Source organism: Specibacter sp. NPDC078692 (genome assembly GCF_040686835.1).
In the GTDB taxonomy this organism is placed as follows: domain Bacteria; phylum Actinomycetota; class Actinomycetes; order Actinomycetales; family Micrococcaceae; genus Specibacter.
The window spans coordinates 182,597-209,092 of sequence record NZ_JBFBLV010000005.1; the positions used below are offsets into that span (position 1 = coordinate 182,597).

At 57.8% G+C, this 26,496-nt stretch carries 21 protein-coding genes, 1 tRNA gene and 1 pseudogene; 7 read left to right on the forward strand and 16 right to left on the reverse strand.

Translation table 11 applies throughout. The features are described 5' to 3' along the window. Positions 1-91: 91 nt before the first annotated feature. A complete protein-coding gene (locus AB0O97_RS05975; protein WP_363880986.1) occupies positions 92-658 on the reverse strand; it encodes a hypothetical protein in 567 nt (188 codons plus the stop codon). 140 nt (positions 659-798) lie between these two features. Here AB0O97_RS05975 and AB0O97_RS05980 point away from each other — a divergent pair, with 140 nt between their 5' ends. Both AB0O97_RS05980 and AB0O97_RS05985 read left to right on the forward strand, forming a co-directional pair. Next, positions 799-2,415 carry a hypothetical protein gene (locus AB0O97_RS05980; protein ID WP_363880989.1) on the forward strand — a complete coding sequence of 539 codons (1,617 nt, stop codon included), beginning with the start codon at positions 799-801 and terminating at the stop codon, positions 2,413-2,415. A 61-nt stretch (positions 2,416-2,476) separates the two neighbouring features. Next, on the forward strand, positions 2,477-2,926 hold the full coding sequence (locus tag AB0O97_RS05985) for a hypothetical protein (RefSeq protein WP_363880992.1): 450 nt from the start codon (positions 2,477-2,479) through the stop codon (positions 2,924-2,926). Positions 2,927-3,097: 171 nt separating this feature from the next. On the opposite strand, the gene tuf is transcribed toward AB0O97_RS05985, so the two are convergent. The 4 genes from tuf to rpsL form a co-directional block, all read right to left on the reverse strand. Then, the gene (gene tuf / locus AB0O97_RS05990) at positions 3,098-4,288 is read right to left on the reverse strand and encodes an elongation factor Tu (RefSeq protein WP_038464709.1); all 1,191 of its coding nucleotides are present in this window, start codon (positions 4,286-4,288) and stop codon (positions 3,098-3,100) included. A 158-nt stretch (positions 4,289-4,446) separates the two neighbouring features. Beyond that, complete coding sequence (gene fusA / locus AB0O97_RS05995) at positions 4,447-6,561, reverse strand: elongation factor G (protein ID WP_363880995.1); 2,115 nt, start codon at positions 6,559-6,561, stop codon at positions 4,447-4,449. Positions 6,562-6,633: 72 nt separating this feature from the next. Next, positions 6,634-7,104, reverse strand: coding sequence for a 30S ribosomal protein S7 (gene rpsG, locus AB0O97_RS06000; protein ID WP_038464713.1), 471 nt, complete (start codon positions 7,102-7,104; stop codon positions 6,634-6,636). 1 nt (position 7,105) lies between these two features. Then, a complete protein-coding gene (gene rpsL, locus AB0O97_RS06005; protein WP_038464715.1) occupies positions 7,106-7,480 on the reverse strand; it encodes a 30S ribosomal protein S12 in 375 nt (124 codons plus the stop codon). A 447-nt stretch (positions 7,481-7,927) separates the two neighbouring features. Here rpsL and AB0O97_RS06010 point away from each other — a divergent pair. Beyond that, positions 7,928-8,086, forward strand: a pseudogene (locus tag AB0O97_RS06010) (patatin-like phospholipase family protein); the annotation flags it as partial. 37 nt (positions 8,087-8,123) lie between these two features. Continuing rightward, complete coding sequence (locus AB0O97_RS06015; RefSeq protein ID WP_363843532.1) at positions 8,124-8,786, forward strand: hypothetical protein; 663 nt, start codon at positions 8,124-8,126, stop codon at positions 8,784-8,786. A gap of 152 nt (positions 8,787-8,938) precedes the next feature. On the opposite strand, the gene AB0O97_RS06020 is transcribed toward AB0O97_RS06015, so the two are convergent. Both AB0O97_RS06020 and rpoB read right to left on the reverse strand, forming a co-directional pair. Beyond that, entirely contained in the window at positions 8,939-12,841 is a 3,903-nt protein-coding gene (locus AB0O97_RS06020) for a DNA-directed RNA polymerase subunit beta' (protein ID WP_363880999.1), read from the reverse strand. A 104-nt stretch (positions 12,842-12,945) separates the two neighbouring features. Continuing rightward, on the reverse strand, positions 12,946-16,464 hold the full coding sequence (gene rpoB, locus AB0O97_RS06025; RefSeq protein WP_363881002.1) for a DNA-directed RNA polymerase subunit beta: 3,519 nt from the start codon (positions 16,462-16,464) through the stop codon (positions 12,946-12,948). Between the two features lie 433 nt (positions 16,465-16,897). Here rpoB and AB0O97_RS06030 point away from each other — a divergent pair, with 433 nt between their 5' ends. Together AB0O97_RS06030 and AB0O97_RS06035 are read left to right on the forward strand one after the other, a co-directional pair. Then, positions 16,898-18,097, forward strand: a complete 1,200-nt coding sequence (locus tag AB0O97_RS06030; RefSeq protein WP_363843287.1) for an acetyl-CoA C-acetyltransferase — start codon at positions 16,898-16,900, stop codon at positions 18,095-18,097. Between the two features lie 11 nt (positions 18,098-18,108). Further along, positions 18,109-18,603, forward strand: coding sequence for a YbaK/EbsC family protein (locus AB0O97_RS06035; RefSeq protein ID WP_363843517.1), 495 nt, complete (start codon positions 18,109-18,111; stop codon positions 18,601-18,603). Positions 18,604-18,806: 203 nt separating this feature from the next. Here AB0O97_RS06035 and rplL read toward each other — a convergent pair whose 3' ends face one another. The 9 genes from rplL to AB0O97_RS06080 all read right to left on the reverse strand — a co-directional run bounded on the left by rplL (position 18,807) and on the right by AB0O97_RS06080 (position 24,856). Next, complete coding sequence (gene rplL, locus AB0O97_RS06040) at positions 18,807-19,184, reverse strand: 50S ribosomal protein L7/L12 (RefSeq protein ID WP_363843284.1); 378 nt, start codon at positions 19,182-19,184, stop codon at positions 18,807-18,809. Positions 19,185-19,310: 126 nt separating this feature from the next. Continuing rightward, a complete protein-coding gene (gene rplJ / locus AB0O97_RS06045) occupies positions 19,311-19,898 on the reverse strand; it encodes a 50S ribosomal protein L10 (protein ID WP_363843281.1) in 588 nt (195 codons plus the stop codon). A 361-nt stretch (positions 19,899-20,259) separates the two neighbouring features. Further along, complete coding sequence (locus AB0O97_RS06050) at positions 20,260-21,345, reverse strand: GNAT family N-acetyltransferase (RefSeq protein WP_363881005.1); 1,086 nt, start codon at positions 21,343-21,345, stop codon at positions 20,260-20,262. Positions 21,346-21,369: 24 nt separating this feature from the next. After that, a complete protein-coding gene (locus tag AB0O97_RS06055) occupies positions 21,370-21,963 on the reverse strand; it encodes a GNAT family N-acetyltransferase (RefSeq protein WP_363881008.1) in 594 nt (197 codons plus the stop codon). Positions 21,964-22,076: 113 nt separating this feature from the next. Further along, positions 22,077-22,784, reverse strand: coding sequence for a 50S ribosomal protein L1 (gene rplA / locus AB0O97_RS06060; protein WP_363843273.1), 708 nt, complete (start codon positions 22,782-22,784; stop codon positions 22,077-22,079). 157 nt (positions 22,785-22,941) lie between these two features. Then, entirely contained in the window at positions 22,942-23,373 is a 432-nt protein-coding gene (rplK, locus tag AB0O97_RS06065) for a 50S ribosomal protein L11 (RefSeq protein WP_363843270.1), read from the reverse strand. Between the two features lie 129 nt (positions 23,374-23,502). Further along, positions 23,503-24,288, reverse strand: coding sequence for a transcription termination/antitermination protein NusG (nusG, locus tag AB0O97_RS06070; RefSeq protein ID WP_363881011.1), 786 nt, complete (start codon positions 24,286-24,288; stop codon positions 23,503-23,505). 88 nt (positions 24,289-24,376) lie between these two features. Beyond that, positions 24,377-24,667: a preprotein translocase subunit SecE gene (gene secE, locus AB0O97_RS06075; protein ID WP_363843264.1), complete on the reverse strand. Its 291-nt coding sequence runs from the start codon at positions 24,665-24,667 to the stop codon at positions 24,377-24,379. A gap of 116 nt (positions 24,668-24,783) precedes the next feature. After that, positions 24,784-24,856 (reverse strand) — tRNA-Trp (locus AB0O97_RS06080). A 253-nt stretch (positions 24,857-25,109) separates the two neighbouring features. Between AB0O97_RS06080 and AB0O97_RS06085 the strand changes: the two genes are divergently transcribed. Beyond that, positions 25,110-26,345, forward strand: coding sequence for a pyridoxal phosphate-dependent aminotransferase (locus AB0O97_RS06085; RefSeq protein ID WP_363881014.1), 1,236 nt, complete (start codon positions 25,110-25,112; stop codon positions 26,343-26,345). Positions 26,346-26,496 lie beyond the last annotated feature (151 nt).

Here is a 26,496-nt window from a genome sequence, read left to right on the forward strand (position 1 = left end):
ACCGCTTATTGAGCAATAAATCAATCGTCTGGAAGAAATGGTGTGCGAATGGAATAAGGCTTCCTGTCACCGTTCAGGCGTTGCAGTGCCGTCAATTTCGAGGCGTAGTGCCCGGCCGCCTCAGCAGCCGCACGGCACGGAGAAGACTCACAATCCCACCAATGGCCGCCCCTGCTCCCATAACCATCAGCGCCAACCCCAGATAATTTGGAAAGCTCCACCCTGCGTTGGCCAAGGCCGCCAGTTCACTATCAAGTTCGACGGCGGGACTCTCACCTAGGCGGTAGCTGACGGGCTGGCCTACGATCTCATCCTTGGTGGCAAAATCATCCACCCATCCAACCTTGGAATTCAGGGGAGGGTAGAAATGTGGAAAATGTTCCGTCTCCATGACGTGCGTTGAACCATCGTCGCCCAAAAATGTCAGCTCCACCTGCCGCGCGTGCCGGCGACCGTCGGAACGCCCCACGTTAGCCCGCGCATCGGTGACAGTCCCGTGCTGGCCATGCAGCTGCAAATCCTTGGCAACCGCTCCAGCCGCACTCCCAGCTTGGAACATGGACAGCCCAAAAAGAACGAAGATTACGGCAAACGCCAGCACTATGATCGATGCTGTTCGCGCTGTTCCTGCTGGGATACTTTGCTTCCTCATAGCCATGTAACCAGCCTATAGGCCCGTCAGTTGACCGCCATGGGCAATGCTCCCCATCGGAATTTTTACGGCAGCCCTCTAAGCTGGACCTCAGAATAGTTGGCTATCCGCCACATCCCCTACATGCATCCACCGAACGGACAGCCATGACTGAAAAAATGCTAGGAGCCGATCCGGAAGAGCTCCGGAATTTGGCCAAGCTCTTGAAAAAGTACTCATCGGTCCTAGACACAACCTCCAGTAACCTCAACCCGACCATCATGCACTCTCGGTGGAATGGCCCCGATGCCCAACGCTTCCGCCAAGACTGGACGTCGCGGATCCGGCCGCAGATCAAGTCAGTCAGCGCGATGTTCATCGACACATACCAGCAATTGCAGACCCAAGCACAAGAGCAGGAAACTGCTTCCTCAGAAAGCAGCCTTGGTGGCGGGCACGGTGGCGGCAGTGGCCAGGGCAGCGGGACGGGAGACACAGGCGGCTCGACTTCGCAGAACCAGACCGACCTTGAGAACATTGGGACCCGCACCGATCAGGAAGTTCGGGACTGGTGGAACAGTCTCAGCGACGCTGAAAAGACCAAGCTGATGACCAGCTACGACGAGAATGGAATTCCAAACGCGTACCGTCTCGCCGCATTGGAAGACAAGCTGCCTTCGGAAGACCAAGATCGAATCCGTGAGTATCTGGTGGAGTCGGCCAAAGAATCCATCCCCATGTATTCTCAAACCGACACAATGGGTGTTGATGGTCAGATTGCCTGGGTGCACGGCGGCGCCCACCTCTCGAGCGAGATTACGCAAAACGCTGATGGGTCTGTCGAACTCACGCTGGCAGGCGACCTCAGCGGTGGCGTTAACACACCCGGCACCAAGGCTGGCGTCGATGTGACACTCAGCGGTGAGCTTTCAAGAACGTATAAGTTCGATTCCTTGGAAGAGGCACTTGCTGCACGTGCACAAATGCTCAATGAACTGCCCCCGGACAGTTTCGGACGGGCGAGCGATGCCATCCGAAATCCTGGCGAGTACATCGAAAAGACACTCGACGGAGCAGCGAAGGACAACGGTTCCACTGACAACCACACAAGTGTGAAGGGAACGTTGTCAGTCGGCGGGAAGCTTGAACTTTCGGACGACGCATCCGCTGAAGCAAAACTCTCCTTCGACTACGAAAAGAACCTCACCAACGGTACAGCCACAGCCAGCGGGACAGCGTCAGTCAAGGCTGAACTGGATCTTGGCGACGGGATGAAGTTTGGCGGCGATGGGGAAGCCGGTGTCACACTGAGCATGAACGAGGATGGCGACGTCAATAAGATGACGATCAATCTGAAGGGAACCATCGAAGCTGGGGCCAAGGTTCAGGACAATCCCAATATCCAGGACCCCAGGCTTGAAATGTTCGGGCCAAAGCCTCCCACTGAAGGACCCAGCGCTCAGTCGAGCGCAGGCGTCCAAGGAACAGTGAGCATGGAACTGCAGAATACGGCCGAGAACCAGCATCTCGTTGACAGCTATCTAAGCAACATTGCCTCCGGCAACAACCTTGCCGCGGCAGGAGATCTAGAAAAGATCTACCATGCTTCTGGTGTGACGCTGCAAGCAAATTCAGTGGCCTCCTCTGAAACTAATCTGGTTGACTTTGACAGCGGAGCTGCCTCGCTGAAGGTCGGCGGTAGCTCCGAAACAACGCTCAATGCCGCAACGTTCCACAAATCACCCTATGACGGAAGCTACCAGATCGTCACGGGTAAAAAATGATGGATCATGAAGTAGCAACGTTGAACAAACTAGCTCGTAACCACTTGAGAGGCCTCAAAAAATGAGCCAACAATTCGATACAGGGCTGGGCCTGAAAATCATCCTGCCTGATGGGGCAGCGCCCATCGAGGAGTCAAGCGCCGGACCCGCTAGCCGTCAATTCAGTCTTGTGAATGGCGACGTGATTTCTGTGGTCCGCGATGACAGTGCAGCCACAGATCTCCTGGGTCTTCTAGCATGGGCGCAGGGCATGGCGCAGCACTATGTACAAGAGTTCGACGCCGTGGAAGACGCCCAGGGCAATATCAACAGTGCCGGCAAGCAGAGCTACGCCTACGCGGTCACCTTCAAGGATGCCAACGGAGTTCCCCGCAGGGCCACCCTGATCGCCACGTTGCTCGGCGAGGGTATCTTTGCAGGCATCACACTCTTGGCAATCGATGCTAGCCAGAATCTGGACCTTGAACTGGTCCAACAACTCGTAGACGGCCTGGCCCCGAGCGAAAGCTAAGAATCCACAAAAGACACCGGCACCAACCTTGGTGCCGGTGTCTTTTGCTGCCACAGCCAAAGGTGAGGACGGAACGGAAGGCTGGTGACGCCGTCGAGCATTCAGCACAGAATAAAAGAAGGGCCCCAGCCGAAGCTGGGGCCCTTCTTTATAGATCTAAGTAATCAGAAATTACTTGAGGATCTTGGTGACACGACCTGAACCAACGGTGCGGCCGCCTTCGCGGATAGCGAAGCCGAGGCCCTCTTCCATGGCGATCGGCTGGATCAGCACGACTGACATTTCGGTGTTGTCGCCAGGCATAACCATTTCCGTGCCCTCGGGCAGGGTGATGACGCCGGTAACATCCGTGGTGCGGAAGTAGAACTGCGGGCGGTAGTTGGAGTAGAACGGGTTGTGACGCCCGCCCTCATCCTTGGCCAAGATGTAGACGTTGGCTTCGAAATCGGTGTGCGGGGTAATGGAACCCGGCTTCACGATAACCTGGCCACGCTCTACGTCTTCGCGCTTGATACCGCGGAGCAGCAGACCACAGTTCTCGCCAGCCCAAGCCTCGTCGAGCTGCTTGTGGAACATTTCGATACCGGTAACCGTGGTCTTCTGGACCGGACGGATACCAACGATTTCAACTTCAGAGTTGATCTGAAGCGTTCCACGCTCGGCGCGGCCCGTAACAACGGTTCCACGACCGGTGATGGTGAAGACATCTTCAACCGGCATCAAGAACGGCTTGTCCTTGTCGCGGATGGGGTCAGGAACGTTGTTATCAACAGCGTCCATCAGGTCCTCAACGGACTTGACCCATACGGGGTCGCCTTCCAGAGCCTTCAGGCCGGAAACGCGGACAACGGGTGCCTCGTCGCCGTCGAAGCCCTGTGAGGAGAGCAGTTCGCGAACTTCCATTTCGACCAAGTCGAGGAGTTCTTCGTCATCAACCATGTCGGACTTGTTCAGTGCGACCAGCAGGTAGGGAACACCAACCTGGCGGGCCAACAGAACGTGCTCGCGGGTCTGAGCCATCGGACCGTCAGTTGCTGCAACTACCAAGATAGCGCCGTCCATCTGGGCAGCACCGGTGATCATGTTCTTGATGTAGTCAGCGTGACCGGGGGCGTCTACGTGTGCGTAGTGGCGCTTTTCGGTCTGGTACTCAACGTGGGAGATGTTGATCGTGATACCGCGCTGCTTCTCCTCGGGAGCCGAGTCGATGGTAGCGAAATCGCGTGCCTCGTTGAGATCGGGGTACTTGTCGTACAGTACCTTGGAAATGGCAGCCGTCAACGTGGTCTTACCATGGTCAACGTGACCGATGGTGCCGATGTTAACGTGCGGCTTGGTCCGCTCGAACTTTGCCTTTGCCACAGGTTCCTCCTAGAACATTTTAGAAAACTTACTCTCAGCAGCGCTGTTCGCCGCTGAAATCAAAATAAGTCTACTGGGGGCTTTTGATATTTAAGAAATTGCTTCAGATTGGGTCTGTCCCAGCCTACGGCCAGAACAGACCCAGTCAAAAAGGGCGATTACTCGCCGCGAGCCTTCTGGATGATTTCGTCGGCAACAGCCTTCGGAACCTCAGAGTAGCTATCGAACTTCATCGAGTACACGGCACGACCCTGGGTCTTGGACCGCAGATCACCGATGTAGCCGAACATGCCGGACAAGGGAACAAGAGCCTTGATGACCTTGACACCGCTTGCGTCCTCCATGGACTGCATCTGACCACGACGTGAGTTGATGTCACCGATAACTTCACCCATGTATTCCTCAGGGGTGCGGACTTCAACTTCCATCAACGGTTCAAGCAGAACCGGGTTAGCCAACCGAGCGGCTTCCTTGAACGCCATGCGACCGGCGATCTTGAAGGCCATTTCGGAGGAGTCAACATCGTGGGACGCACCGTCGAGCAGTGTGGCCTTGATGCCAACCATCGGGTAACCGGCCAGCACGCCGTCAGGCAGTGCGGACTGGATGCCCTGGTCAACGCTGGGGATGTACTCGCGAGGAACACGGCCACCAGTGACCTTGTTGCTGAACTCGTACATTTCGCCTTCGTGCGTATCCAGCGGCTCAATGGCAATCTGGATCTTAGCGAACTGGCCGGAACCACCGGTCTGCTTCTTGTGCGTGTAGTCATGCTTGACAACAGCGCGCTTGATGGTTTCGCGGTAAGCAACCTGCGGCTTGCCAACGTTAGCCTCAACGTTGAACTCGCGACGCATGCGGTCCACCAGGATGTCCAAGTGGAGCTCGCCCATGCCGCCGATTTCGGTCTGGCCGGTGTCTTCGTTGAGGTTGACGGTGAACGTCGGGTCCTCAGCGGAGAGCTTCTGGATAGCCGTGGAGAGCTTCTCCTGGTCACCCTTGGTCTTCGGTTCGATGGCGACGAAGATCACGGGATCCGGGAAGGTCATCGATTCGAGAACGATCGGGTTAGCCGGATCGCACAAGGTATCACCGGTGGTGGTGTCCTTGAGACCGATCACAGCGTAGATGTGTCCTGCGTGGACCTCATCTACGGGCATTTCCTTATTGGCGTGCATCTGGAAGAGCTTGCCAATACGTTCCTTCTTCTGCTTCGTCGAGTTCAGCAGCTGAGTACCGGGAGTTGCCTTACCGGAGTACACGCGGATGAAGTTCAACTGACCGAAGAACGGGTGCGTTGCGATCTTGAAGGCGAGAGCCGAGAACGGCTCGTCTTCATTCGGCTCGCGCCTGAGTTCGATTTCTTCGTCGCGGGGATCGTGACCGACCATCGCGCCGACATCCAACGGGTTCGGCAGGAAGTCGATGACAGCATCAAGCATGGGCTGCACGCCGCGGTTCTTGAATGCTGAACCACAGAAGACCGGGTAGATCTCGGAGTTGACGGTCAGCTTACGAATGCCGGCCTTCAGCTCATCGATGGAGGGCTCTTCGCCTTCGAGGTACTTTTCCATGAGCTCTTCGGAGGACTCAGCAGCAGCCTCAACGAGGGCAGCGCGGTACTCTTCGGCCTTTTCCTGAAGATCAGCGGGGATCTCCTGGATTTCGTAGGCGGCACCCATGGTGACGTCACCCTTAGAGTCGCCGGCCCAAACGAAGGCCTTCATGCTCAGCAGGTCAACAACGCCAGTGAATTCGCTTTCAGCACCGATCGGCAACTGCATAACGAGAGGCTTGGCACCGAGACGGTTGATGATGGTATCTACGGTGAAGTAGAAGTCAGCACCGAGCTTGTCCATCTTGTTGACGAAGCAGATACGCGGAACGTTGTACTTGTCAGCCTGACGCCAAACGGTCTCAGACTGCGGCTCAACGCCTTCCTTACCGTCAAAGACAGCAACTGCGCCGTCGAGCACGCGAAGTGAGCGCTCAACCTCAACAGTGAAGTCAACGTGGCCAGGGGTGTCAATGATGTTGATCTGGTTGTTGTTCCAGAAGCAGGTCACGGCGGCAGACGTGATGGTGATGCCGCGTTCCTTTTCCTGTTCCATCCAGTCAGTCGTCGAAGCACCATCGTGCGTTTCGCCGAGCTTGTGGTTCACACCCGTGTAGAACAGGATGCGCTCAGTCGTAGTGGTCTTGCCAGCATCGATGTGGGCCATGATGCCGATGTTGCGGACCTTGTTAAGGTCTGTAAGCACGTCCTGTGCCACGGTTTCTCCCTTTGTCTAAAGATGAGCTGAAGGCTGCCGGCGGGGTTACCGCCGGCAGTTTCACAACTCTAGTTACCAGCGGTAATGGGCGAAGGCCTTGTTGGACTCTGCCATCTTGTGGGTGTCTTCGCGACGCTTGACAGCGGCACCAAGACCATTGGAAGCATCCAAAACTTCGTTGCGCAAGCGCTCGGTCATGGTCTTCTCGCGGCGAGCCTTCGAGTAACCGACCAACCAGCGAAGGGCAAGTGCGGTCTGACGACCCGGCTTGACCTCAACGGGAACCTGGTAGGTAGCGCCACCAACACGGCGGGACTTGACTTCGAGGCTGGGCTTGATGTTCTCCATGGCCTTCTTCAAGGCAACAACGGGATCAGCACCGGTCTTCTCACGTACACCTTCGAGTGCGCCGTAAACGATGCGCTCTGCGGTGGACTTCTTACCGTCTACCAGAACCTTGTTGATCAACTGAGTGACCAAAGGGGAACCGTATACGGGATCTACAACTAGCGGCCGCTTGGGGGCCGGACCCTTGCGAGGCATATTACTTCTTCTCCATCTTTGCACCGTAGCGGCTACGAGCCTGCTTGCGGTTCTTAACGCCCTGGGTATCCAATGCGCCACGGACGATCTTGTAACGAACGCCGGGAAGGTCCTTAACACGGCCTCCACGAACGAGCACGATGGAGTGCTCCTGAAGGTTGTGGCCTACACCGGGGATGTAAGCGGTAACTTCCACGCCGCCGTTGAGGCGCACACGTGCAACCTTACGCAGAGCCGAGTTCGGCTTCTTGGGAGTGGTGGTGTAAACGCGCGTGCAAACGCCGCGACGCATGGGGCTACCCTTCAATGCGGGAGCCTTGGTCTTTGTGACCTTGGGTGTCCGGCCCTTTCGGACCAGCTGGTTAATCGTAGGCACTTTCGTGTTCTCCGTTGTTTTCTCGAGTGGATTCTCGTGTTGCTGGCCCCGGTGCTCACATTAAACAGCCACCGGGGAAAGCCTTTTACTGGTAGTCGCAGACTTGGCGACTTCACAGCGCCTAGGCATGCAAAAATGTGGCATTCGCTGTACAAGAACCGTACAACCCGGACCCGCATGCACTTTCTTTGCCTAAACAAAGAAAATAGACGCTCTTATCCACTGCCACACTAACAATTACTTATTACGTTACCACGGGTTGCTTCTCTGGCACGAATCGGTGCCTCATTGCCTAGCTGAGAGTTGCCCCACGGCGCCGTCGGCCGTGTTTGCGACTTTGCGGAGCCTCACGTGGGGGGAGGCTTGCTGACTGAGTGGGTGCGTCATGGCTGATGCAGATCTGGTAGTTGAAGGCTCGGAATAAAAGGCTCCAGTTTGGTCGGCGCGGTGACCGCCTTGGCCAACCACTGTGATCCCTACACTTTTCACCGGATTGCCGGCACGTCCGCAGGGGCAATAGTTGCTGGCCTACTAGCCTCTGGCATGGGTGATCCTCAGGTGAAGAACGTGATGGACCAACTGGACTTCTCGCGCTTTGAAGATGAGCTGGGGGTGCTTTTCACATATCCCCGGGATGGGACCGGTGGCAAGTTTAGTCCTCCAAGAGGGCCTCTACGCTGGCAGATTTCTGCACGACTGGCTAACCGAGACCCTCGCAGACCATGGCGTGCGCACCTGGGCCGACTTGAAAGAGGACGATCCAGATAGTGCGCTGCAACCGTCCCAGAGATACAAGCTGGTGGTGATTGACTCTGATGTTTCGTGGGAGCTCATGCTTCGGCTCCCTTGGAACTTTGAACAGCTACTGGTGTGGAAGATGCCTACCGATGCCAAGACCACAGGCCACGATCATATTGTTTGCGTTGACGGCGGCATGCTCTCCAACTTCCCCATGTCAATCTTTGACAGGCATGACAACGCACCCTCGCGTTGGCCCACTCTCGGGGTGAAGCTCTCAGGCCGCTCCACCATCCGCTCCGGGGACTGGGTCCCAGATAGCAATGGCGTCCAATTGGCAAAGTCTCTCCTGAGCACCATGATTGGGGCCCACGATCGCAGCTACATCAATGACCCGCAAGCGATCTCGCGAACCATTTTTGTTGACACCTCCGCCTACCGTGCAACAGATTTCAAGCTCACAGCCCAAGACAAGCTGGCCATGTACTCCTCGGGCCATGCCAGTGGGGAAAAGTTCCTATCCAGGTGGGATTGGGAAAAATGGAAGACCGGCGACTATTCCTTTTAGCAGTGCGATAGCGTCTGCCGAAAGCCCGCATTTGGTGCGATAGCGTCTGCCGAAAAGCACACCATTGGTGGGATAGCGTTGTTAAAGTGCGACGGCGGTGGGTGAGTTTCCTTCGAAACTCACCCACCGCCGTCGTACTTTTCGCTTAGCTGTTAGCCGGAGAAGTTGGTACCGAGATCGTAGTCATCCAAGGGGATGGCACGGAACTCGTTGCCCAAATCTCCTACGCCGCCCACGTAGTCAAAGTCGCTGAATGCGCTCGGACCGGTGAACAGGTTGGCCTTGGCTTCTTCCGTGGGCTCCACCGTGACGTTGGTGTAGCGCGGAAGGCCGGTGCCGGCGGGGATCAACTTACCGATGATCACGTTCTCCTTCAGACCCAACAGCGGGTCCGACTTGCCTTCCATGGCCGCCTGCGTCAGAACGCGGGTGGTCTCCTGGAAGGATGCGGCGGAGAGCCATGATTCGGTAGCCAAGGAAGCCTTGGTGATACCCATCAGTTCGTTACGGCCCGAAGCAGGCTTCTTGCCTTCGGAGACAACGCGACGGTTTTCCGTCTCGAAGCGACCGCGCTCGGCGAGCTCGCCGGGCAGCAACTTGGAATCGCCTGATTCAATGACCGTCACGCGACGGAGCATCTGGCGGACGATAACCTCGACGTGCTTGTCGTGGATACCCACACCCTGGCTGCGGTAAACGCCCTGAACTTCCTCAACGAGGTGCTTCTGAGCGGCACGCGGGCCGAGGATACGCAGAACCTGCTTGGGGTCAACTGCACCCACAATGAGCTTCTGGCCAACTTCAACGTGCTCGCCGTCAGCAACCTGCAGGCGTGCGCGTCGGAGTACCGGGTAGGCGATTTCTTCGCTGCCGTCGTCCGGGGTCAGGATCAAACGCATGGTCTTCTCGGACTCATCAATGTTGATGCGACCGGCAGCTTCTGCTATCGGAGCCACACCCTTGGGGGTACGTGCTTCGAAGAGCTCCTGGATACGGGGCAGACCCTGGGTGATGTCCTCGCCACGGCTGGCAGAAACAGCACCACCGGTGTGGAAGGTACGCATGGTCAGCTGGGTACCGGGCTCACCGATGGACTGTGCGGCAATAATACCGACGGCCTCACCAATGTCTACGGTCTTACCGGTTGCCAAGGAACGGCCATAGCACAACGCACAGGTACCAACGGTTGACTCACAGGTGAGCACCGAGCGGACCTTGATCTCTTCAATGCCGGCTGCGAACAGCTTGTCAATGAGGACATCTCCAACATCGTCACCGGCAGCTGCCAGAACGGCGCCAGATGCGTCAAGCACTTCAGCAGCCAAGGTACGAGCGTATACGCTGTTCTCGACCTCTTCGTGCAGGACGATCTCGCCCATGGAATCAACCACGGCGATCGGCAGCGTCAAGCCGCGCTCGGTGCCACAGTCGTCTTCGCGAACGATGACATCCTGTGAAACGTCAACCAGTCGACGGGTCAGGTAACCGGAGTTAGCTGTACGCAGAGCGGTATCGGCCAGACCCTTACGGGCACCGTGAGTAGCAATGAAGTACTCCAAAACCGACAGGCCCTCACGGTAGGAGGACTTGATCGGGCGAGGAATAATTTCACCCTTAGGGTTAGCCACCAAGCCACGGATGCCAGCAATCTGGCGAACCTGCATCCAGTTACCACGAGCACCGGAGGAAACCATACGGTTGATCGTGTTGGATGCGGCGAAGGATGCCCGCATGACGTCAGCGATCTCGTTGGTTGCCTGGTTCCAGATGTCGATGAGCTCCTGGCGGCGCTCGTCATCAGCAATCAGACCCTTGTCGTACTGAGCCTGGACCTTAGCGGCCTTGACCTCGTAGCTTTCAAGGATGGCAGGCTTGGCTGCAGGCACCTCAATATCGGAGATGGCAACGGTGATACCTGAACGGGTTGCCCAGTAGAAACCGGCATCCTTCAAGTTATCCAGTGTTGCTGCCACAACCACCTTGGGGTAACGCTCGGCGAGGTCGTTGACGATCTCCGAGAGCTGACCCTTGTCGGCAACAGCTTCAACCCAGGGGTAGTCAGCCGGCAGGGTCTCGTTGAAGATGACCTGACCCAGTGAGGTATCGATGATGGCGGACTCGCCAGCTTCGAAACCTTCCGGACCCTTGCGCTCGGCACCCGGGATGAAGTTCTCCAAACGGATCTTCACCTGCGAGTTCAAGTGCAGCTCACCGGCGTCGAACGCCATGACAGCTTCAGCTGGCGTGGAGAACTGACGGCCTTCGCCAACAGAACCTTCACGCTTGGTGGTCAAGTGGTACAGACCGATGATCATATCCTGTGACGGCAAGGTCACCGGACGGCCATCTGAAGGCTTCAAAATGTTGTTCGAGGACAACATCAGGATGCGAGCTTCAGCCTGAGCTTCGGGGCTCAGCGGCAAGTGAACTGCCATCTGGTCACCGTCGAAGTCAGCGTTGAAGGCACCACAAACCAGCGGGTGAAGCTGGATTGCCTTACCTTCAACAAGCTGGGGCTCGAACGCCTGGATACCCAAACGGTGCAGGGTTGGTGCACGGTTCAGCAGTACCGGGTGCTCGGTGATGATCTCTTCGAGAACATCCCAAACCTGGGGACGGAAACGCTCCACCATACGCTTGGCGCTCTTGATGTTCTGTGCGTGGTTGAGGTCAACCAGGCGCTTCATCACGAACGGCTTGAAGAGCTCCAGAGCCATCTGCTTGGGCAGACCACACTGGTGCAGCTTCAGCTGCGGGCCAACAACAATAACCGAACGGCCAGAGTAATCAACGCGCTTACCGAGGAGGTTCTGACGGAATCGACCCTGCTTGCCCTTAAGCATGTCAGAGAGCGACTTCAACGGACGGTTACCCGGTCCGGTGACAGGACGGCCGCGACGACCGTTATCGAACAGCGAGTCAACAGCTTCCTGCAGCATGCGCTTTTCGTTGTTGACAATGATCTCCGGAGCACCCAGATCAAGCAGACGCTTGAGACGGTTGTTGCGGTTGATCACGCGGCGGTACAGGTCGTTCAAGTCCGAGGTGGCGAAACGGCCACCGTCGAGCTGAACCATGGGGCGCAGTTCCGGCGGGATCACCGGGACGGCATCCAGAACCATGCCGAGCGGGCTGTTGTTGGTGGTCAAGAATGCGTTGACAACCTTCAGTCGCTTCAATGCACGGGTCTTGCGCTGGCCCTTGCCATTGGCAATGATGTCGCGCAGGATTTCAGCTTCGCCAGCCATATCGAAGTTCTCGAGACGGCTCTTGATAGCTTCGGCACCCATGGAGCCCTGGAAGAACATGCCGTAGCGCTCGCGCAGTTCGCGGTAAAGAGCTTCGTCACCTTCCAGGTCAGCAACTTTGAGAGCCTTGAAGCGATCCCAAACCTGCTCGAGGCGATCGATGTCAGCGTCGGCGCGCTTACGCACGTTCGCCATCTGACGGTCCGCGGAGTCGCGGGCCTTCTTCTTGTCTGCTGCCTTGGCGCCTTCACCTTCGAGACGAGCAAGCTCGCCTTCGAGGTCACGGGCGATCGTGGCGATGTCGCTGTCACGGGTGTCCACCATGCGCTTCTTTTCCAGATCGTGCTCGATCTGGAGGTTCGGCAGCTCTTCGTGGCGCGCAGCATCGTCAACACTGGTGATCATGTAGGCAGCGAAGTAAATGACCTTTTCGAGGTCCTTCGGTGCCAGGTCCAGCAGGTAACCCAAGCGCGAGGGGACGCCCTTGAAGTACCAGATGTGGGTTACAGGTGCTGCAAGCTCAATGTGACCCATGCGCTCACGGCGTACCTTTGCGCGGGTGACTTCAACGCCACAACGCTCGCAGATGATGCCCTTGAAGCGCACGCGCTTGTACTTGCCGCAGTAGCATTCCCAGTCGCGGGACGGGCCGAAGATCTTCTCACAGAAGAGGCCATCTTTTTCCGGCTTGAGCGTGCGGTAGTTAATAGTTTCCGGCTTCTTGACTTCGCCGTGGCTCCAGTCGCGAATATCTTGCGCGGTAGCCAGGCCAATCTGCATGAGGCCGAAGGAGGATTCGCTGGACATATGGGTCCTGTTCTCTCTAATTCTCTAAAGTCTGAAAGTCTGTGTCGGGTACGGGAAGAAGGGAGGGCCGACGGCGGTGGGCTGGCCACCGCCGTCGTCCGTGGTTAAACTTCTTCGACAGAGTTAGGCTCGGCCCGTGACAGGTCGATGCCCAGCTCCTCCGCGGCCCGGAAGACTTCTTCATCCGAGTCACGCATCTCAATCGTGGTGCCGTCGGTGGAAAGGACTTCCACGTTCAAGCACAGCGACTGCATTTCCTTGATGAGAACCTTGAAGGATTCCGGAATACCGGGCTCCGGGATGTTCTCGCCCTTGACGATGGCTTCGTAGACCTTCACGCGGCCATGGATGTCATCGGACTTGATCGTCAGCAGTTCCTGCAGCGTGTACGCCGCGCCGTATGCTTCCAGTGCCCAAACTTCCATCTCACCAAAGCGCTGTCCACCGAACTGCGCCTTACCGCCCAAGGGCTGCTGGGTGATCATGGAGTACGGACCGGTGGAGCGGGCGTGAATCTTGTCATCCACCAAGTGGTGAAGCTTCAAGATGTACATGTAGCCAACGGAAACCGGGTCCGGGAACGGCTCGCCTGAGCGGCCGTCGAACAGACGGGTCTTACCGGAGGAATCGATCAGGCGGTCGCCGTCACGAGTCACGTTGGTGGAATCGAGCAGGCCTGTGATTTCTGCGTCACGGGCACCGTCGAACACCGGGGTAGCAACCTTCGTCTGTCCGCTTTCACGCGGCAGGTTCGGCAGGCTCTTGATCCAGTCAGGCTCGCCTTCAACCTTCCAACCGGTCTTGGCAACCCAACCGAGGTGGATTTCCAGGACCTGTCCAACGTTCATACGACCCGGAACACCCAAGGGGTTCAGGACGATGTCCACCGGGGTACCGTCGGCGAGGAAGGGCATATCTTCGATCGGGAGGATCTTGGAAATAACACCCTTGTTACCGTGACGGCCTGCAAGCTTGTCACCGTCGGTGATCTTGCGCTTGTTGGCAACGTAGACGCGAACCAGCTGGTTTACACCGGGAGGCAGATCATCTTCGGAGTCGCGGTCAAAGACGCGAACACCAATGACGGTTCCGGACTCTCCATGGGGAACCTTCAAGGAAGTGTCGCGAACTTCGCGGCTCTTCTCACCGAAGATTGCGCGCAGCAGTCGCTCTTCCGGGGTCAGCTCGGTCTCGCCCTTGGGCGTGACCTTTCCAACCAGGATGTCGCCGGCTTCAACTTCAGCACCGATGTGGATGATGCCGCGCTCGTCCAGGCCAGCCAGGATTTCTTCGGAAACGTTCGGGATGTCCCGAGTAATTTCTTCAGCACCAAGCTTGGTGTCGCGAGCGTCAATCTCATGCTCTTCGATGTGGATGGAGGAGAGTACATCCTCAGCAACAATGCGCTGCGAAAGGATGATGGCATCCTCGTAGTTGTGACCTTCCCAGGACATGAAGGCAACCAAGAGGTTCTTACCCAAGGCAAGCTCGCCCATGTCCGTTGCCGGACCGTCAGCGATGATGCCGCCAACTTCCAGACGCTGACCCTCAGAGGCCAGAACGCGCTGGTTGTAGGCCGTGCCCTGGTTGGAGCGCTGGTACTTGGCGATCGGGTAGCTGATCTCCGTGCCGTCGTCGTTCAACATGACAACGACGTCGGCGGAAACCTCAGAAACCACACCGGCCTTCTTGGCGATGACAACGTCTCCGGCGTCAACAGCGGTGGCGCGCTCCATGCCGGTTCCCACAAACGGGGCCTCGGACTGGACCAACGGCACAGCCTGACGCTGCATGTTCGCACCCATCAAGGCGCGGTTAGCATCGTCATGCTCGAGGAACGGGATCAGGGCAGTAGCCACAGATACCATCTGGCGCGGGGAAACGTCCATGTACTCGACCTCGTCGGCCGGGATCAGAACGGGCTCGCCGCCACCACCGCGCTGGCGAACCAGAACAGTTTCTTCAACGAAGTGGCTGTTGTCATCGAGAGGCGCGTTGGCCTGTGCGATCACAACGTCCATCTCGTCATCAGCGGTCAGGTAATCAACCTCGTCGGAGACAACACCCTTGAGAACCCGACGGTACGGGGTCTCGATGAAGCCGAACGGGTTGATGCGTCCGTAGGATGCCAAGGAACCGATCAGACCAATGTTGGGGCCTTCAGGAGTTTCAATGGGGCACATACGGCCGTAGTGGGACGGGTGAACGTCTCGAACTTCCATGCCTGCACGGTCACGGGACAAACCGCCCGGGCCCAGCGCGGACAGTCGACGCTTGTGCGTCAGACCGGCCAGCGGGTTGTTCTGATCCATGAACTGTGAGAGCTGAGAGGTTCCGAAGAACTCCTTGATAGCTGCCACAACGGGACGGATGTTGATCAGTGTCTGCGGCGTGATGGCCTCGACGTCTTGAGTGGTCATACGCTCGCGGACAACGCGCTCCATGCGGGAGAGGCCTGTGCGGACCTGGTTCTCGATGAGCTCGCCGACGGCGCGGATACGACGGTTACCAAAGTGGTCGATGTCATCGACGTCAACACGGAGGTCGACCTCGGCGCCGTCGCGCTGGCCCTTGGTGGTCTTGTTGCCGGCGTGCAAAGCAACCAAGTACTTGATCATGGCGACAATGTCATCCACGCTCAGTACGGAAGCCTTCTCGTCGCTCAACGGCAGATCAATACCGAGCTTGCGGTTGATCTTGTAACGGCCAACCTTGGCCAGATCGTAACGCTTCGGGTTGAAGTACAGGTTGTGCAACAGAGCGTCAGCAGCGTCAACGGTGGGCGGCTCGCCCGGACGCAGCTTGCGATAGATGTCCAACAGGGCATCCTCGCGGCCTGTGGTGGCATCCTTTTCCAAGGTGGCACGGATCGAGTCGAACTCGCCGAACTCTTCCAGGATCTGGCCTTCGGTCCAGCCGAGCGCCTTCAGCAGTACGGTGACTGACTGCTTGCGCTTGCGGTCCAGACGAACGCCAACCTGATCGCGCTTGTCAATCTCCAGCTCGAACCATGCACCACGTGAGGGGATGATCTTGGCGGTGAAGATTTCCTTGTCACTGGTCTTATCCGCGGTGCGCTCGAAGTAAGCACCCGGGGAACGAACCAGCTGGGAAACAACAACACGCTCGGTGCCGTTGATGACAAACGTGCCCTTGTTAGTCATGAGCGGAAAATCGCCCATGAAGACAGTCTGCTGTTTGATTTCACCGGTCAAGTTATTCATGAACTCGGCCTTGACGTACAGCGGTGCGGCGTACGTGGCGTCGCGGTCCTTGCACTCATCAACGGTGAACTTGGGGTCAGAGAATTCCGGCTCCGTGAAGGACAGGGACATGGTGCCCTGGAAGTCCTCAATGGGGGAAATCTCTTCGAAAATGTCGGACAGACCGGACGTGACGGCCACACTGTCATCGCCAGCATCCACAGCGCTCTGCATGCGTTCCTGCCAGCGCCCATTACCTACGAGCCAGTCAAAGCTCTCGGTCTGGAGTGCAAGCAGATTCGGCACGTCAAGCGGCTCATGAATCTTTGCGAATGAGATGCGACTCTTTGCACCGTCGGTGCTGTTTGAATCGATAGCGGTTGCAGCGTTATTTACATTAGAGGTGCTCGAGGCGACCAAGAGGGATCCTTCCACAGACCTGCAGGCTTGTTCTTACGAACCCTTACCCGTTTCTCTCCCGGTCATCAAACCAGGAGGAACGCTGGCCAAGTAGCCGTAGAAGACGCTTCACAGTGCAGCGGTGCTGCTCTAAAACGCGTTCTTCCAAGACTCTTGACCGATACAAAGCCCACCGCTATATGAAGGCTGAAGGTTAAGAGGGATACGCAAAGAACTACTCTACCCGCTTAAGGGCTCGCGTGTCTACCCCGAGATTTGAAAAACCGCAAGTGTGGATATTTAAATCTCTGCTGCACTGTCATAGTACCCTCGTTCAGGCTTCCACAGGGCGGACAAGGAATTTTCTTTACTGCCTGTGCTGTTAGGTTTTATGGAAAGACACACAGCTCAACGAGGATCTGTGCGGAATCAAGTTTCAAGGAGCAGTGCGGCTATGACGTCACAAGCAAACGATGTGGTAATTCTTGCTGGAGCACGTACGCCGCAAGGGCGGCTCAACGGGCAGCTGGCCCCCTTCACCGGCGTGGAACTCGGAGCGAAGGCCATTGCAGCGGCAATCACTCGCTCCGGAATTGATATCGCGGACGTCGACCAGGTGATCATGGGACAGGTGTTGCAAGCCGGCACAGGTCAGAATCCGGCGCGGCAGAGCTCGGTGGGTGCCGGCGTTGGCTGGAACGTTCCCGCTCTGACGATCAACAAGGTCTGCCTCTCCGGGCTAACGGCCGTGATCGATGCCGCGCGCCTGATCCGTAGCGGGGAAGCCAGCGTGGTGGTGGCTGGCGGGCAGGAGTCCATGACACGCGCCCCGCACCTGCTGCCCGGATCACGCCAAGGCTGGACGTACGGCGCCATTCAGGCTCTGGATGTGGCTGCCCACGACGGACTGACAGACGCCTTCGACAACGATTCCATGGGCCTCTCAACCGAACGCGGCAATATCCGCCTGAACATCAGCCGCACAGCCCAGGATGAGGTTGCGGCAGCCTCGCATCAGCGCGCAGCAGCGGCCGCCGCAGCTGGCGTGTTTACCGACGAGATCGTCCCGGTAAACGTGCCTCAGCGTAAGGGCGATCCCTTGGTCCTCGATCAGGACGAGGGAATCCGCCCGCAGACCACCGTGGAAACTCTCGCCGGCCTGCGCCCGGCCTTCACCGCCGACGGCGCCATCACAGCTGGGAACTCCTCTCCCCTATCCGACGGTGCCAGCGCCCTAGTGCTGTCATCGCGTGCTTATGCCGAAGAACACGGCCTGGCGTGGCTGGCAGTGGTTGGTGCCCCCGGCCAGGTGGCCGGACCCGATAATTCACTGCACTCCCAACCTGCCAATGCCATTGCCAAGGCCCTGCTGACCGCGGGCTGGGAGGTGAACGATCTGGACTTCATTGAAATCAACGAAGCCTTCGGCTCAGTAGCAGTTCAGTCGCTGCGCGACCTGGACTTTCCTCTGGAGAAGTGCAATATCCATGGCGGCGCCATTGCTCTGGGCCACCCCATTGGAGCCTCCGGAGCCCGCTTGGCACTTCACGCAGCCATGGAGTTGAGCCGCCGCGGAGCTGGCAAGGCCGCCGTCTCATTGTGTGGCGGTGGCGGCCAAGGTGAGGCCCTCCTGCTGTTCCGGGACGCCGAGTGACACCCGGGCCACTGCCCGAGATCCTACCTGAGCCCCTACCCGAGGGACATGCCCGTGTAGCGGCGGACGCAGCAGCCCGTGGTCTCGAGATCGAAATCTTTCCTCGCCCTGCCGCCAATTCGTTGGAGGAGGCTGCGGCACTCATGGGGATCGCGCCGTCGGACATTGTGAAATCCTTGGTGGTGAAACGCAGCGATGGGACATTCTTGTTCGCCCTGGTTCCGGGTGGACAGGCGATCTCTTGGCCGAAGCTGCGCGCCGCCGTTGGCGTCAATAAGCTGCAAATGCCCCCGGCGGATGTGGCCTTGGCCGCCACTGGGTACGAGCGCGGCACCATCACTCCGCTGGGCAGCACCACGGCCTGGCCCGTCTACGCTGACGAAAGCATCGTTGGCCGCAAAGTAGCTATGGGTGCCGGTGAACACGGCTACAGCATGTTCGTTGACGCCGACGCGCTGGTTGCCGCCTACGGCGCGATCGTAGCGGACATCTCAGTACCGGAGTAGCTCAGCGGCGGTGCCACCGCTCGTGGGCCCAGACGGCAGGGACGGCCTGCTGCCGGAGCGGGGATGGATTTGCGAAGGTTGCCCAGCGACCGAGGAAATCTTACTGCCCGCGAGGCAGCTGGCCGGCCCGCATTCACTGGGCGTACATGCAAAAGAAGCCCCGCACCAATCGGTGCGGGGCTTCTTTTAGAAAGACGAGGTGATTACTTGAGGGTAACCGTGGCGCCGGCAGCTTCGAGAGCTTCCTTGGCCTTCTCAGCAGCTTCCTTCGTTGCACCTTCGAGAACAGCCTTAGGAGCCGAGTCAACGACCTCCTTGGCTTCCTTCAGACCCAAGGAAGTGATGGCGCGAACTTCCTTGATAACTGCGATCTTCTTGTCGCCGGCTGCTTCGAGGATAACGTCGAATTCAGTCTGCTCAGCAGCTTCTTCAGCGGCGCCGCCACCGGCGGGGCCTGCAACTGCAACAGCAGCAGCGGTAACTTCAAAGGTCTCTTCGAAGAGGGTAACGAACTCGGAGAGCTCGATGATGGTCAGTTCCTTGAAAGCTGCAATGAGCTCGTCGTTGGTGAGCTTAGCCATGAGTGGCGCTCCTTCTGTGTTTTGCCCGCGAGGGGCGAATCCATAAACCTAGACCCTGTTTGGGCATAGGGAAATACTTGGGGTGAACACCTGCTGGCAGGCGGCGCGTCCAAAAGACGGCGCACGCTATGCTTCGGTGGTCTCGGCTTCTACGGCCGGTGCTTCTTCAGCGGCCGGAGCCTCTTCAGCAGCAGGTGCTTCCTCAGCGGCCGGAGCCTCTTCAACGGGAGCGCCTTCAGCAAGCTTCAAACGCAGGGCGTCGAGGGTGCGCGCAGCGGCGGCCATCGGTGCCTTGAGGATGCCTGCAACCTTTGCCAGCTGCAGCTCGCGCGATTCGAGGGCGGCCAGTGCGGCGACCTCGGCAGCGTTGAGAGCCTTGCCTTCGAAGATACCGGTCTTGATGACCAGCTGCTTGTTGGCTTTTGCAAAATCCGTCAGGCTCTTTGCTGCTGCAACAGCGTCACCCTTGATGAAAGCAATTGCGGTAGGACCGGACAGCTGACCCTCGAAAGCATCAACACCCGCTTCCTTAGCCGCAATAGCCGTCAGAGTGTTCTTTACAACCGAGAACTTGGTGTCCTGGCCGAGAGAAACGCGCAGCTCCTTGAGCTGAGCTACGGTGAGCCCACGGTATTCGGTTAGGACTGCTGCAGTTGAGTCGTTGAAATCTTGCTTGATTTCTGCAACCGCAGCCACCTTTGTTGGCGTTGCCATAACCCTCCTTCCGGGAATAGTTGCCGGTCTGTACGGGTCCCGCAAGCGCTCCGGTGAGGGAAGCTTGCAAAAAACAAAACGCCCCGCACAGATGTACGGGGCGTTTTGTGGCAGCGGATCCATGGGATTTCTCCCGGTTCAACACTGCAACTTAAGCTTTGTGCACCTGCGCTGGCCGTCCTATTGAAGGACTTTCGGATGAAAAACTGCCCAGTTCCAGCGCAATAGGATGCATGCTGCATCTTCTGGCTGGGGGTGATTGACATCGACCGACGGTCTTTGGTTCTTAAAGATTACAGGAACCATCCCCGTGAATCCAAATCGCGTCCCGGTGCACTGGGACACACTGCTCATGACGCCGCTACTGAGCGTTGTTGAAGTCCTTGCGCCATTGCCCTGTCACGCCGGCACTGGTGTAGCCCAAAGTGGCATCGACCGCCAGCATGTAGTCGTTCTCCGGCGCATTCCATGAGTAGATGGCGCGCAGCTCCGGGAAATGCTGTTGCAGTTGCTCCATGTTGGCCACCTTGATCTGAAGGCCTAGGTCCTTGCCATGGTGTGCCTTCTGCACCACAGTTTCGTCCTGAAAAGCTACATCAGCCCGATGACCCAAAAGTGAAATGGAGGTGAAACCGACCAACGCCCCTGACTCTAGGCATTCAGCGGCGGTGACAACAGTACGTCTACCACTGAGCCGAGAGAGCTCTTCAGACTCGCGAAGCTGCTCCACACTCCAGGTGCCATGGTCGCCGTCGTCCTCGTTATGACTCTTTTCCAGACGAACAAAGTCCGCTGCCCACTCTTCCGGGCAAGCATCCAACCACTGATGCACTCGGTAGGCACCTTGGTGAGTTTCCTCGGCACGGGCAGTGAGCTGGCCCAACAAGTCCGCGCCCAACGGCAATGCACAGGCACTGAACTGCTCCGCACGTTCCAGCGCGTAGCCGGCATTGCTGGCGAATCGGGCTTCCCTACTCTTCAGCGGCAAGTCGATGCTGCCGTGAGCTGCAGCAATCCGTTCTCCGGCCTCGTCCGCAGCTTCGAGGTCAGCGGCGGGGTGATTAGTTTCAACCACCACAATTCTGCGGTTCTCACCCTTCACAAACAGCTCGGCAGCTTCCAGAAGTTTCCGGCCCATCCCCTGCCCGGCAGCAACAGGCAGGACATCCAAAGTCACGTGCGCGAGCTCAGTGTTGTCATCCAACGGCATGGCAATGCCAGCACGGCCCAAGATTTTGCCGTCCAGGCGTGCCACCAAAACCACGTACCATTCGTAAGGGTCGTGGCACAGTGCGAAGAGTTCAGCAGGGGTGTAAGCCAAAAAGTCATTGCCCCACGTGTCAATACGGACCTGACGCGAGACTTCCACAGCCTCCAAGAAATCTGCAGCGCTGTTGTGCTGGAGATCCTCTGGGATCCGCAATTGTTCGACTTTGGCTTCAGCCATGGCGAGAGTACCTGTCACTTTCTTTCAATTCGACCGCACCATGACGTAATCATGCTCGGTCTTTGTCCCCAGCTGAAAGCTCCTGGTCCCGGTGGCTGCGAACCCGTGCTTCCGATAAAATTTTTGCGCCCGCACATTCTCACTATTAACGCCAAGCCACGTCTGCCGACGGCCTTGAGTGTCAACCCATTCAAGGCTGGCGCTCATAATGCTCGTGGCAACACCGCTGCCGTGGGTATCCTGATGCGCATAACACTTACTGAATTCAACGGCATCGCCATCAGAGACTACGGCCGCTACATCCTGCGCGGTAGGCGGAGCATCAACCAACATTGTGTAGGCCAGCAAACGGCCCTGAATCGGCGCTGATTCATCCTGGCTCTGTTCCTGATCGCGCTCCTGAACATGTTCCTCGGCTTGCTCCTCGGCAACGAAGAGCACCCGGAACGGATCGGCAAGGTAGGAAACGAAACTCTCGGGGCCAAGATTTTGGGCAATAAACGCCGCTACTTCATGTGCCGGGCTGTCCGGTGGACAAGCCAAGGGGAAGGTGAGGGCCGCGAGTTCTGCCAAAGCGGGGGCGTCGGTTGCTATTGCCCGACGGATGCCGAATTGCATGCGTGCGCACTCCCATGCGTTGTAGGTCGTTTTTCTAACGTATCAGTTTGTATACAAGAAAGGGCTGATGTGGCGTTATGCCACATCAGCCCTTTCTTGGGAATTACCGAAGCTTACGCTTCAACAAACACCTTGGTTGCAGCCGGATCCACGGGGATGCCGGGGCCAAACGTCGTTGAGACGGTGGCCTTCTGCAGGTAGCGGCCCTTGGAAGCGGACGGCTTCAAACGAAGCACCTCTTCCAGGGCAGCTGCGTAGTTCTCGCCGAGCTTCTGAGCGTCGAAGGAAACCTTGCCGATGATGAAGTGAAGGTTGGCGTGCTTGTCGACGCGGAAGTCGATCTTTCCACCCTTGATGTCATTGACAGCCTTGGCGACGTCGTTGGTGACGGTACCGGTCTTCGGGTTAGGCATGAGGTTACGGGGACCCAGAACCTTACCCAAACGGCCAACCTTACCCATGAGATCAGGTGTAGCAACGGCTGCGTCGAAGTCGGTCCAGCCGCCCTGGATCTTTTCGATCAGGTCGTCGGTACCAACGAAGTCGGCGCCGGCAGCAATTGCTGCCTCGGCGCGCTCACCGGTTGCGAAAACCAGAACGCGGGCGGTCTTACCGGTACCGTGAGGCAGGTTAACCGTTCCGCGGATCATCTGGTCAGCCTTGCGAGGGTCTACACCCAAGCGGAAGGCAACCTCAACGGTTGCGTCGAACTTGGAGGGGTTGGTCTCCTTGGCGAGCTTGATAGCTTCGAAGGGTGCGTATACGTTCTCCGCATCGATCTTGGCCTGAGCTGCCTCATATGCTTTACTGCGCTTTGCCATGCTGCGTTTCTCCTTGTGCAGTTGTGGTCGTTAGGACCGCGCGGGCCCTGCCACTACGTCCGCCGCACTCCACCTAAAGGTGAGTTGTCCGGCGTCGTTCTTAATATTTTTGGTCATGCTGTGAGATCTCGACTGGCAAGATCTCTGGTGTTGAGGCTTAGGCCTCGACGGTGATACCCATGGAACGGGCGGTACCGGCGATGGTGTTTTCAGCAGCCTCGATGGTGGTTGCGTTGAGGTCAACCATCTTCTGGGTAGCGATCTCGGTAACCTGAGCCTTGGTCAGCTGAGCAACCTTGACGGTGTGGGGGGTACCTGAACCCTTAGCAACGCCTGCAGCCTTTTTGATGAGCTCTGCAGCCGGCGGGGTCTTGGTGATGAAGGTGAATGAACGGTCTTCGTAAACGGTGATTTCAACCGGGATAACGTTTCCGCGCTGGGATTCCGTTGCAGCGTTGTACGCCTTGCAGAATTCCATGATGTTGACACCGTGCTGGCCAAGCGCGGGACCGATGGGCGGAGCCGGGTTAGCGGCGCCTGCCTGGATCTGCAGCTTGATAAGGCCGGTGACCTTTTTCTTGGGAGCCAATGTAGGGTCCTTCTCTCAATATCTTTGCCTGGGACGACGGAGCGCGTTCCAGGTGGGTGGTCAGATGGCGTCCGACCGAACGTTTCACGGGAGCAAAGCTCACCCTCGCGAAACGAAATTTTGGGGCAACTAGATCTTGGTGACCTGGTTGAATGCGAGGGTGACGGGGGTTTCACGCTCGAAGATGGAAACCAGCACAACGAGCTGTGCAGCTTCAGGCTTGATCTCGGAGATCGACGCGGACAGGCCTTCGAACGGACCATCCTTGACGATGACTGCTTCGCCAACTTCGAAGTCGATCTCGGCGTCGACCGGATCGTGACGCAGCGGAACGCCGCTCTCTTCAGCCTGCTGCTCCTCGAAGATCGGGGCGAGCATGGAGAAGACTTCGTCCAGACGCAGCGGAACAGGGTTGTGGGCGTTACCTACGAATCCGGTGACGCCAGGGGTATGACGAACAACGCCCCATGACGCGTCGGTCAGGTCCATGCGGACCAGCACGTAACCGGGGATGCGGACGCGGTTGACAACCTTGCGCTGTGCATTCTTGATCTCCACGACTTCTTCCATGGGGACCTGAATTTCGAAGATGTAATCTTCCATGTTCAGCGACAGGCTGCGCGACTCCAAGTTAACCTTGACGCGGTTTTCGTAGCCGGCGTAGGAGTGAATGACGTACCAGTCACCCTCCTGGCGGCGCAGCTTAGCCTTGAACTCCTCAGCAGGATCAACCTCGGGCTCGGCGTCGGCGGCCGGCTCATCGGTTGCTGCTTCTGCCTCAGCAGTTGTTGCGTCAGTTTCTGCCTCAGCAGTTTCTGCGTCAACAGCATCAAGGTCGGCATTGATGGCAGCATCAGCAACCACAGTGTCCTGGTCCTGCTCACTGTATGTTGCCTCGGGCTCCAGCTCAGACACGAATTTCCTGCTTTCCTTGTGCGTTTCTTAAATGGCTCAAACCGACCCTTGCCGATATGTTTCAGCGGGGCCGGCCAAGTTGAGCGTCTTACTGCTCGATGTTTACGTTTCCACCGAAGATCCACAGCACAGCCTGGCCGAAGCCCAGATCAAGGACGGTAACAATACCCATCACGATGACAACGAATACCAGTACAACGGCGGTCATGTTCATCAACTCTTTGCGAGTGGGTGTGACAACCTTCTTCAACTCGCCGATGACTTGGCGGAGGAAGAGTGCGATCCCGGCGAAAAAACCGGGCTTGCCGGGCTTTGAAGCCTTCTTGGCAGGTCCCTTGGAGCTGCTTGCCGCAGTTTCGGTCACCAGTGCCTCACTCATCATTCGTTGGGAACTCGCAAATCCGTGGATTCGGACCGTGCGATATACCTAATATTCGCTTGGATGTGGAGTTGATTCTGCGAACTAGCCCCAGAAATATGCGCCACTTCCATGCGCAGGGCAGACAGGACTCGAACCTGCAACCTGCGGTTTTGGAGACCGCTGCGCTACCAATTGCGCCACTACCCTTTGATGTTCGTCCGCACAGCCCGTCATGGCGCCGCTGGTCAAAAATCCATTCAGTGCTGAATGCCATGAATAACTTACAGTCTTACGGCCGTCTTTCAAAACCGGCCACAAGGCGTGAAACATCATGGAGTCGAACACCGATTACCTATTCTACGCATTCTTAACGCCCTACGTCGAACTGGCGACGCCTTGCGCCTAAAGTAGTCAATGACGAAGTTTGTATTTTGGGCCTCCCACCGAAGAAAGAATGCTGATGTCTGCCGAATTGAGTGTTGACCACGCCTCCACGCGACGTGTTTCCGCAAGGATCGCCGCGATTGCCGAATCCGCGACCCTGGCCGTTGATGCCAAAGCAAAGGCCCTGAAGGCTGCCGGGCGCCCCGTTATTGGCTTTGGCGCCGGAGAGCCTGACTTCCCCACCCCGGACTATATTGTTGAGGCAGCCATTGCTGCCGCCCGCCAACCTAAATTCCACCGCTATTCACCAGCCGCTGGGCTTCCTGAGCTGCGCAGCGCCATTGCTGAGAAGACTATGCGCGACTCAGGCTATGCCGTGGATCCGGCCCAGGTGCTGGTAACCAACGGTGGCAAGCAAGCCGTATACGAATCCTTCGCCACACTCCTTGACCCGGGCGACGAAGTCATCATTCCCACCCCGTTCTGGACCACTTACCCTGAAGCGATCCGTTTGGCCGGCGGCGTCCCCGTGGAGGTCTTTGCCGGACCTGAGCAGGGCTATCTGGTCACCGTGGAGCAGCTCGAGGCAGCCTTGACGCCCCGCACCAAGGTGCTGCTGTTCGTCTCTCCGTCCAACCCGACAGGTGCCGTCTACTCCCCCGAGCAGACCCGCGAGATCGGCCTCTGGGCTGCATCTAAGGGCCTTTGGGTCATCACGGATGAAATCTACGAACACCTGACCTACGACGGCGTTCCCTTCACTTCCATTGCGACCGCAGCACCGGAGCTGGGCGACCGCGTGGTGATCCTCAATGGTGTAGCCAAGACCTATGCCATGACCGGGTGGCGTGTGGGCTGGATGATCGCCCCGCTGGATGTCACCAAGGCCGCCACCAATATGCAATCCCACGCAACCTCCAACGTGGCCAATGTCTCCCAGATGGCCGCTCTGGCTGCAGTGTCTGGACCGTTGACGGCAGTGGATGAGATGAAGGTAGCCTTCGACCGTCGCCGCAAGGCCATGGTTGCCGCGTTGAACTCCATTGACGGCATTGAGTGCCCCACTCCACACGGCGCCTTCTACGCTTATGCCGACGTCCGCGGTTTGTTGGGCCGTGACATTGGCGGAATCCGCCCCGCCACGTCAGCTGAGCTGGCTGCCCTCATCCTGGACAAGGTAGAAGTTGCCGTTGTGCCGGGCGAGGCCTTTGGTCCGAGCGGCTACATTCGCCTGTCCTACGCGCTCGGTGACGACGATTTGGCTACCGGCGTGGGCCGTTTGCAGGAATTCCTGGGCTCCGCGAAGTCCTAGCTGCACTTTACGCACCACGGAGCAGAAATGCCGCCGTTTGACGCAAATGCCATGGGTTGTACATGCTTTGAAAGCATGTATGGTGACAGTTCCCAAGAACCACCCCCGTTGTGGTGTATGTACTCAGAAGCTTGTGAAGAATGGTTCGACC

Coding starts and splice junctions, on each gene's coding strand:
- rplL (WP_363843284.1), bottom strand. CDS start 19,184: ATGGCTAAGCTCACCAACGACGAGCTCATTGCAGCTTTCAAGGAACTG.
- AB0O97_RS06030 (WP_363843287.1), top strand. CDS start 16,898: ATGACGTCACAAGCAAACGATGTGGTAATTCTTGCTGGAGCACGTACG.
- AB0O97_RS06050 (WP_363881005.1), bottom strand. CDS start 21,345: ATGGCTGAAGCCAAAGTCGAACAATTGCGGATCCCAGAGGATCTCCAG.
- AB0O97_RS05980 (WP_363880989.1), top strand. CDS start 799: ATGACTGAAAAAATGCTAGGAGCCGATCCGGAAGAGCTCCGGAATTTG.
- AB0O97_RS06020 (WP_363880999.1), bottom strand. CDS start 12,841: ATGTCCAGCGAATCCTCCTTCGGCCTCATGCAGATTGGCCTGGCTACC.
- AB0O97_RS06085 (WP_363881014.1), top strand. CDS start 25,110: ATGTCTGCCGAATTGAGTGTTGACCACGCCTCCACGCGACGTGTTTCC.
- rplJ (WP_363843281.1), bottom strand. CDS start 19,898: ATGGCAACGCCAACAAAGGTGGCTGCGGTTGCAGAAATCAAGCAAGAT.
- rplA (WP_363843273.1), bottom strand. CDS start 22,784: ATGGCAAAGCGCAGTAAAGCATATGAGGCAGCTCAGGCCAAGATCGAT.
- secE (WP_363843264.1), bottom strand. CDS start 24,667: ATGAGTGAGGCACTGGTGACCGAAACTGCGGCAAGCAGCTCCAAGGGA.
- rpsG (WP_038464713.1), bottom strand. CDS start 7,104: ATGCCTCGCAAGGGTCCGGCCCCCAAGCGGCCGCTAGTTGTAGATCCC.
- AB0O97_RS05975 (WP_363880986.1), bottom strand. CDS start 658: ATGGCTATGAGGAAGCAAAGTATCCCAGCAGGAACAGCGCGAACAGCA.
- AB0O97_RS06055 (WP_363881008.1), bottom strand. CDS start 21,963: ATGCAATTCGGCATCCGTCGGGCAATAGCAACCGACGCCCCCGCTTTG.
- AB0O97_RS05985 (WP_363880992.1), top strand. CDS start 2,477: ATGAGCCAACAATTCGATACAGGGCTGGGCCTGAAAATCATCCTGCCT.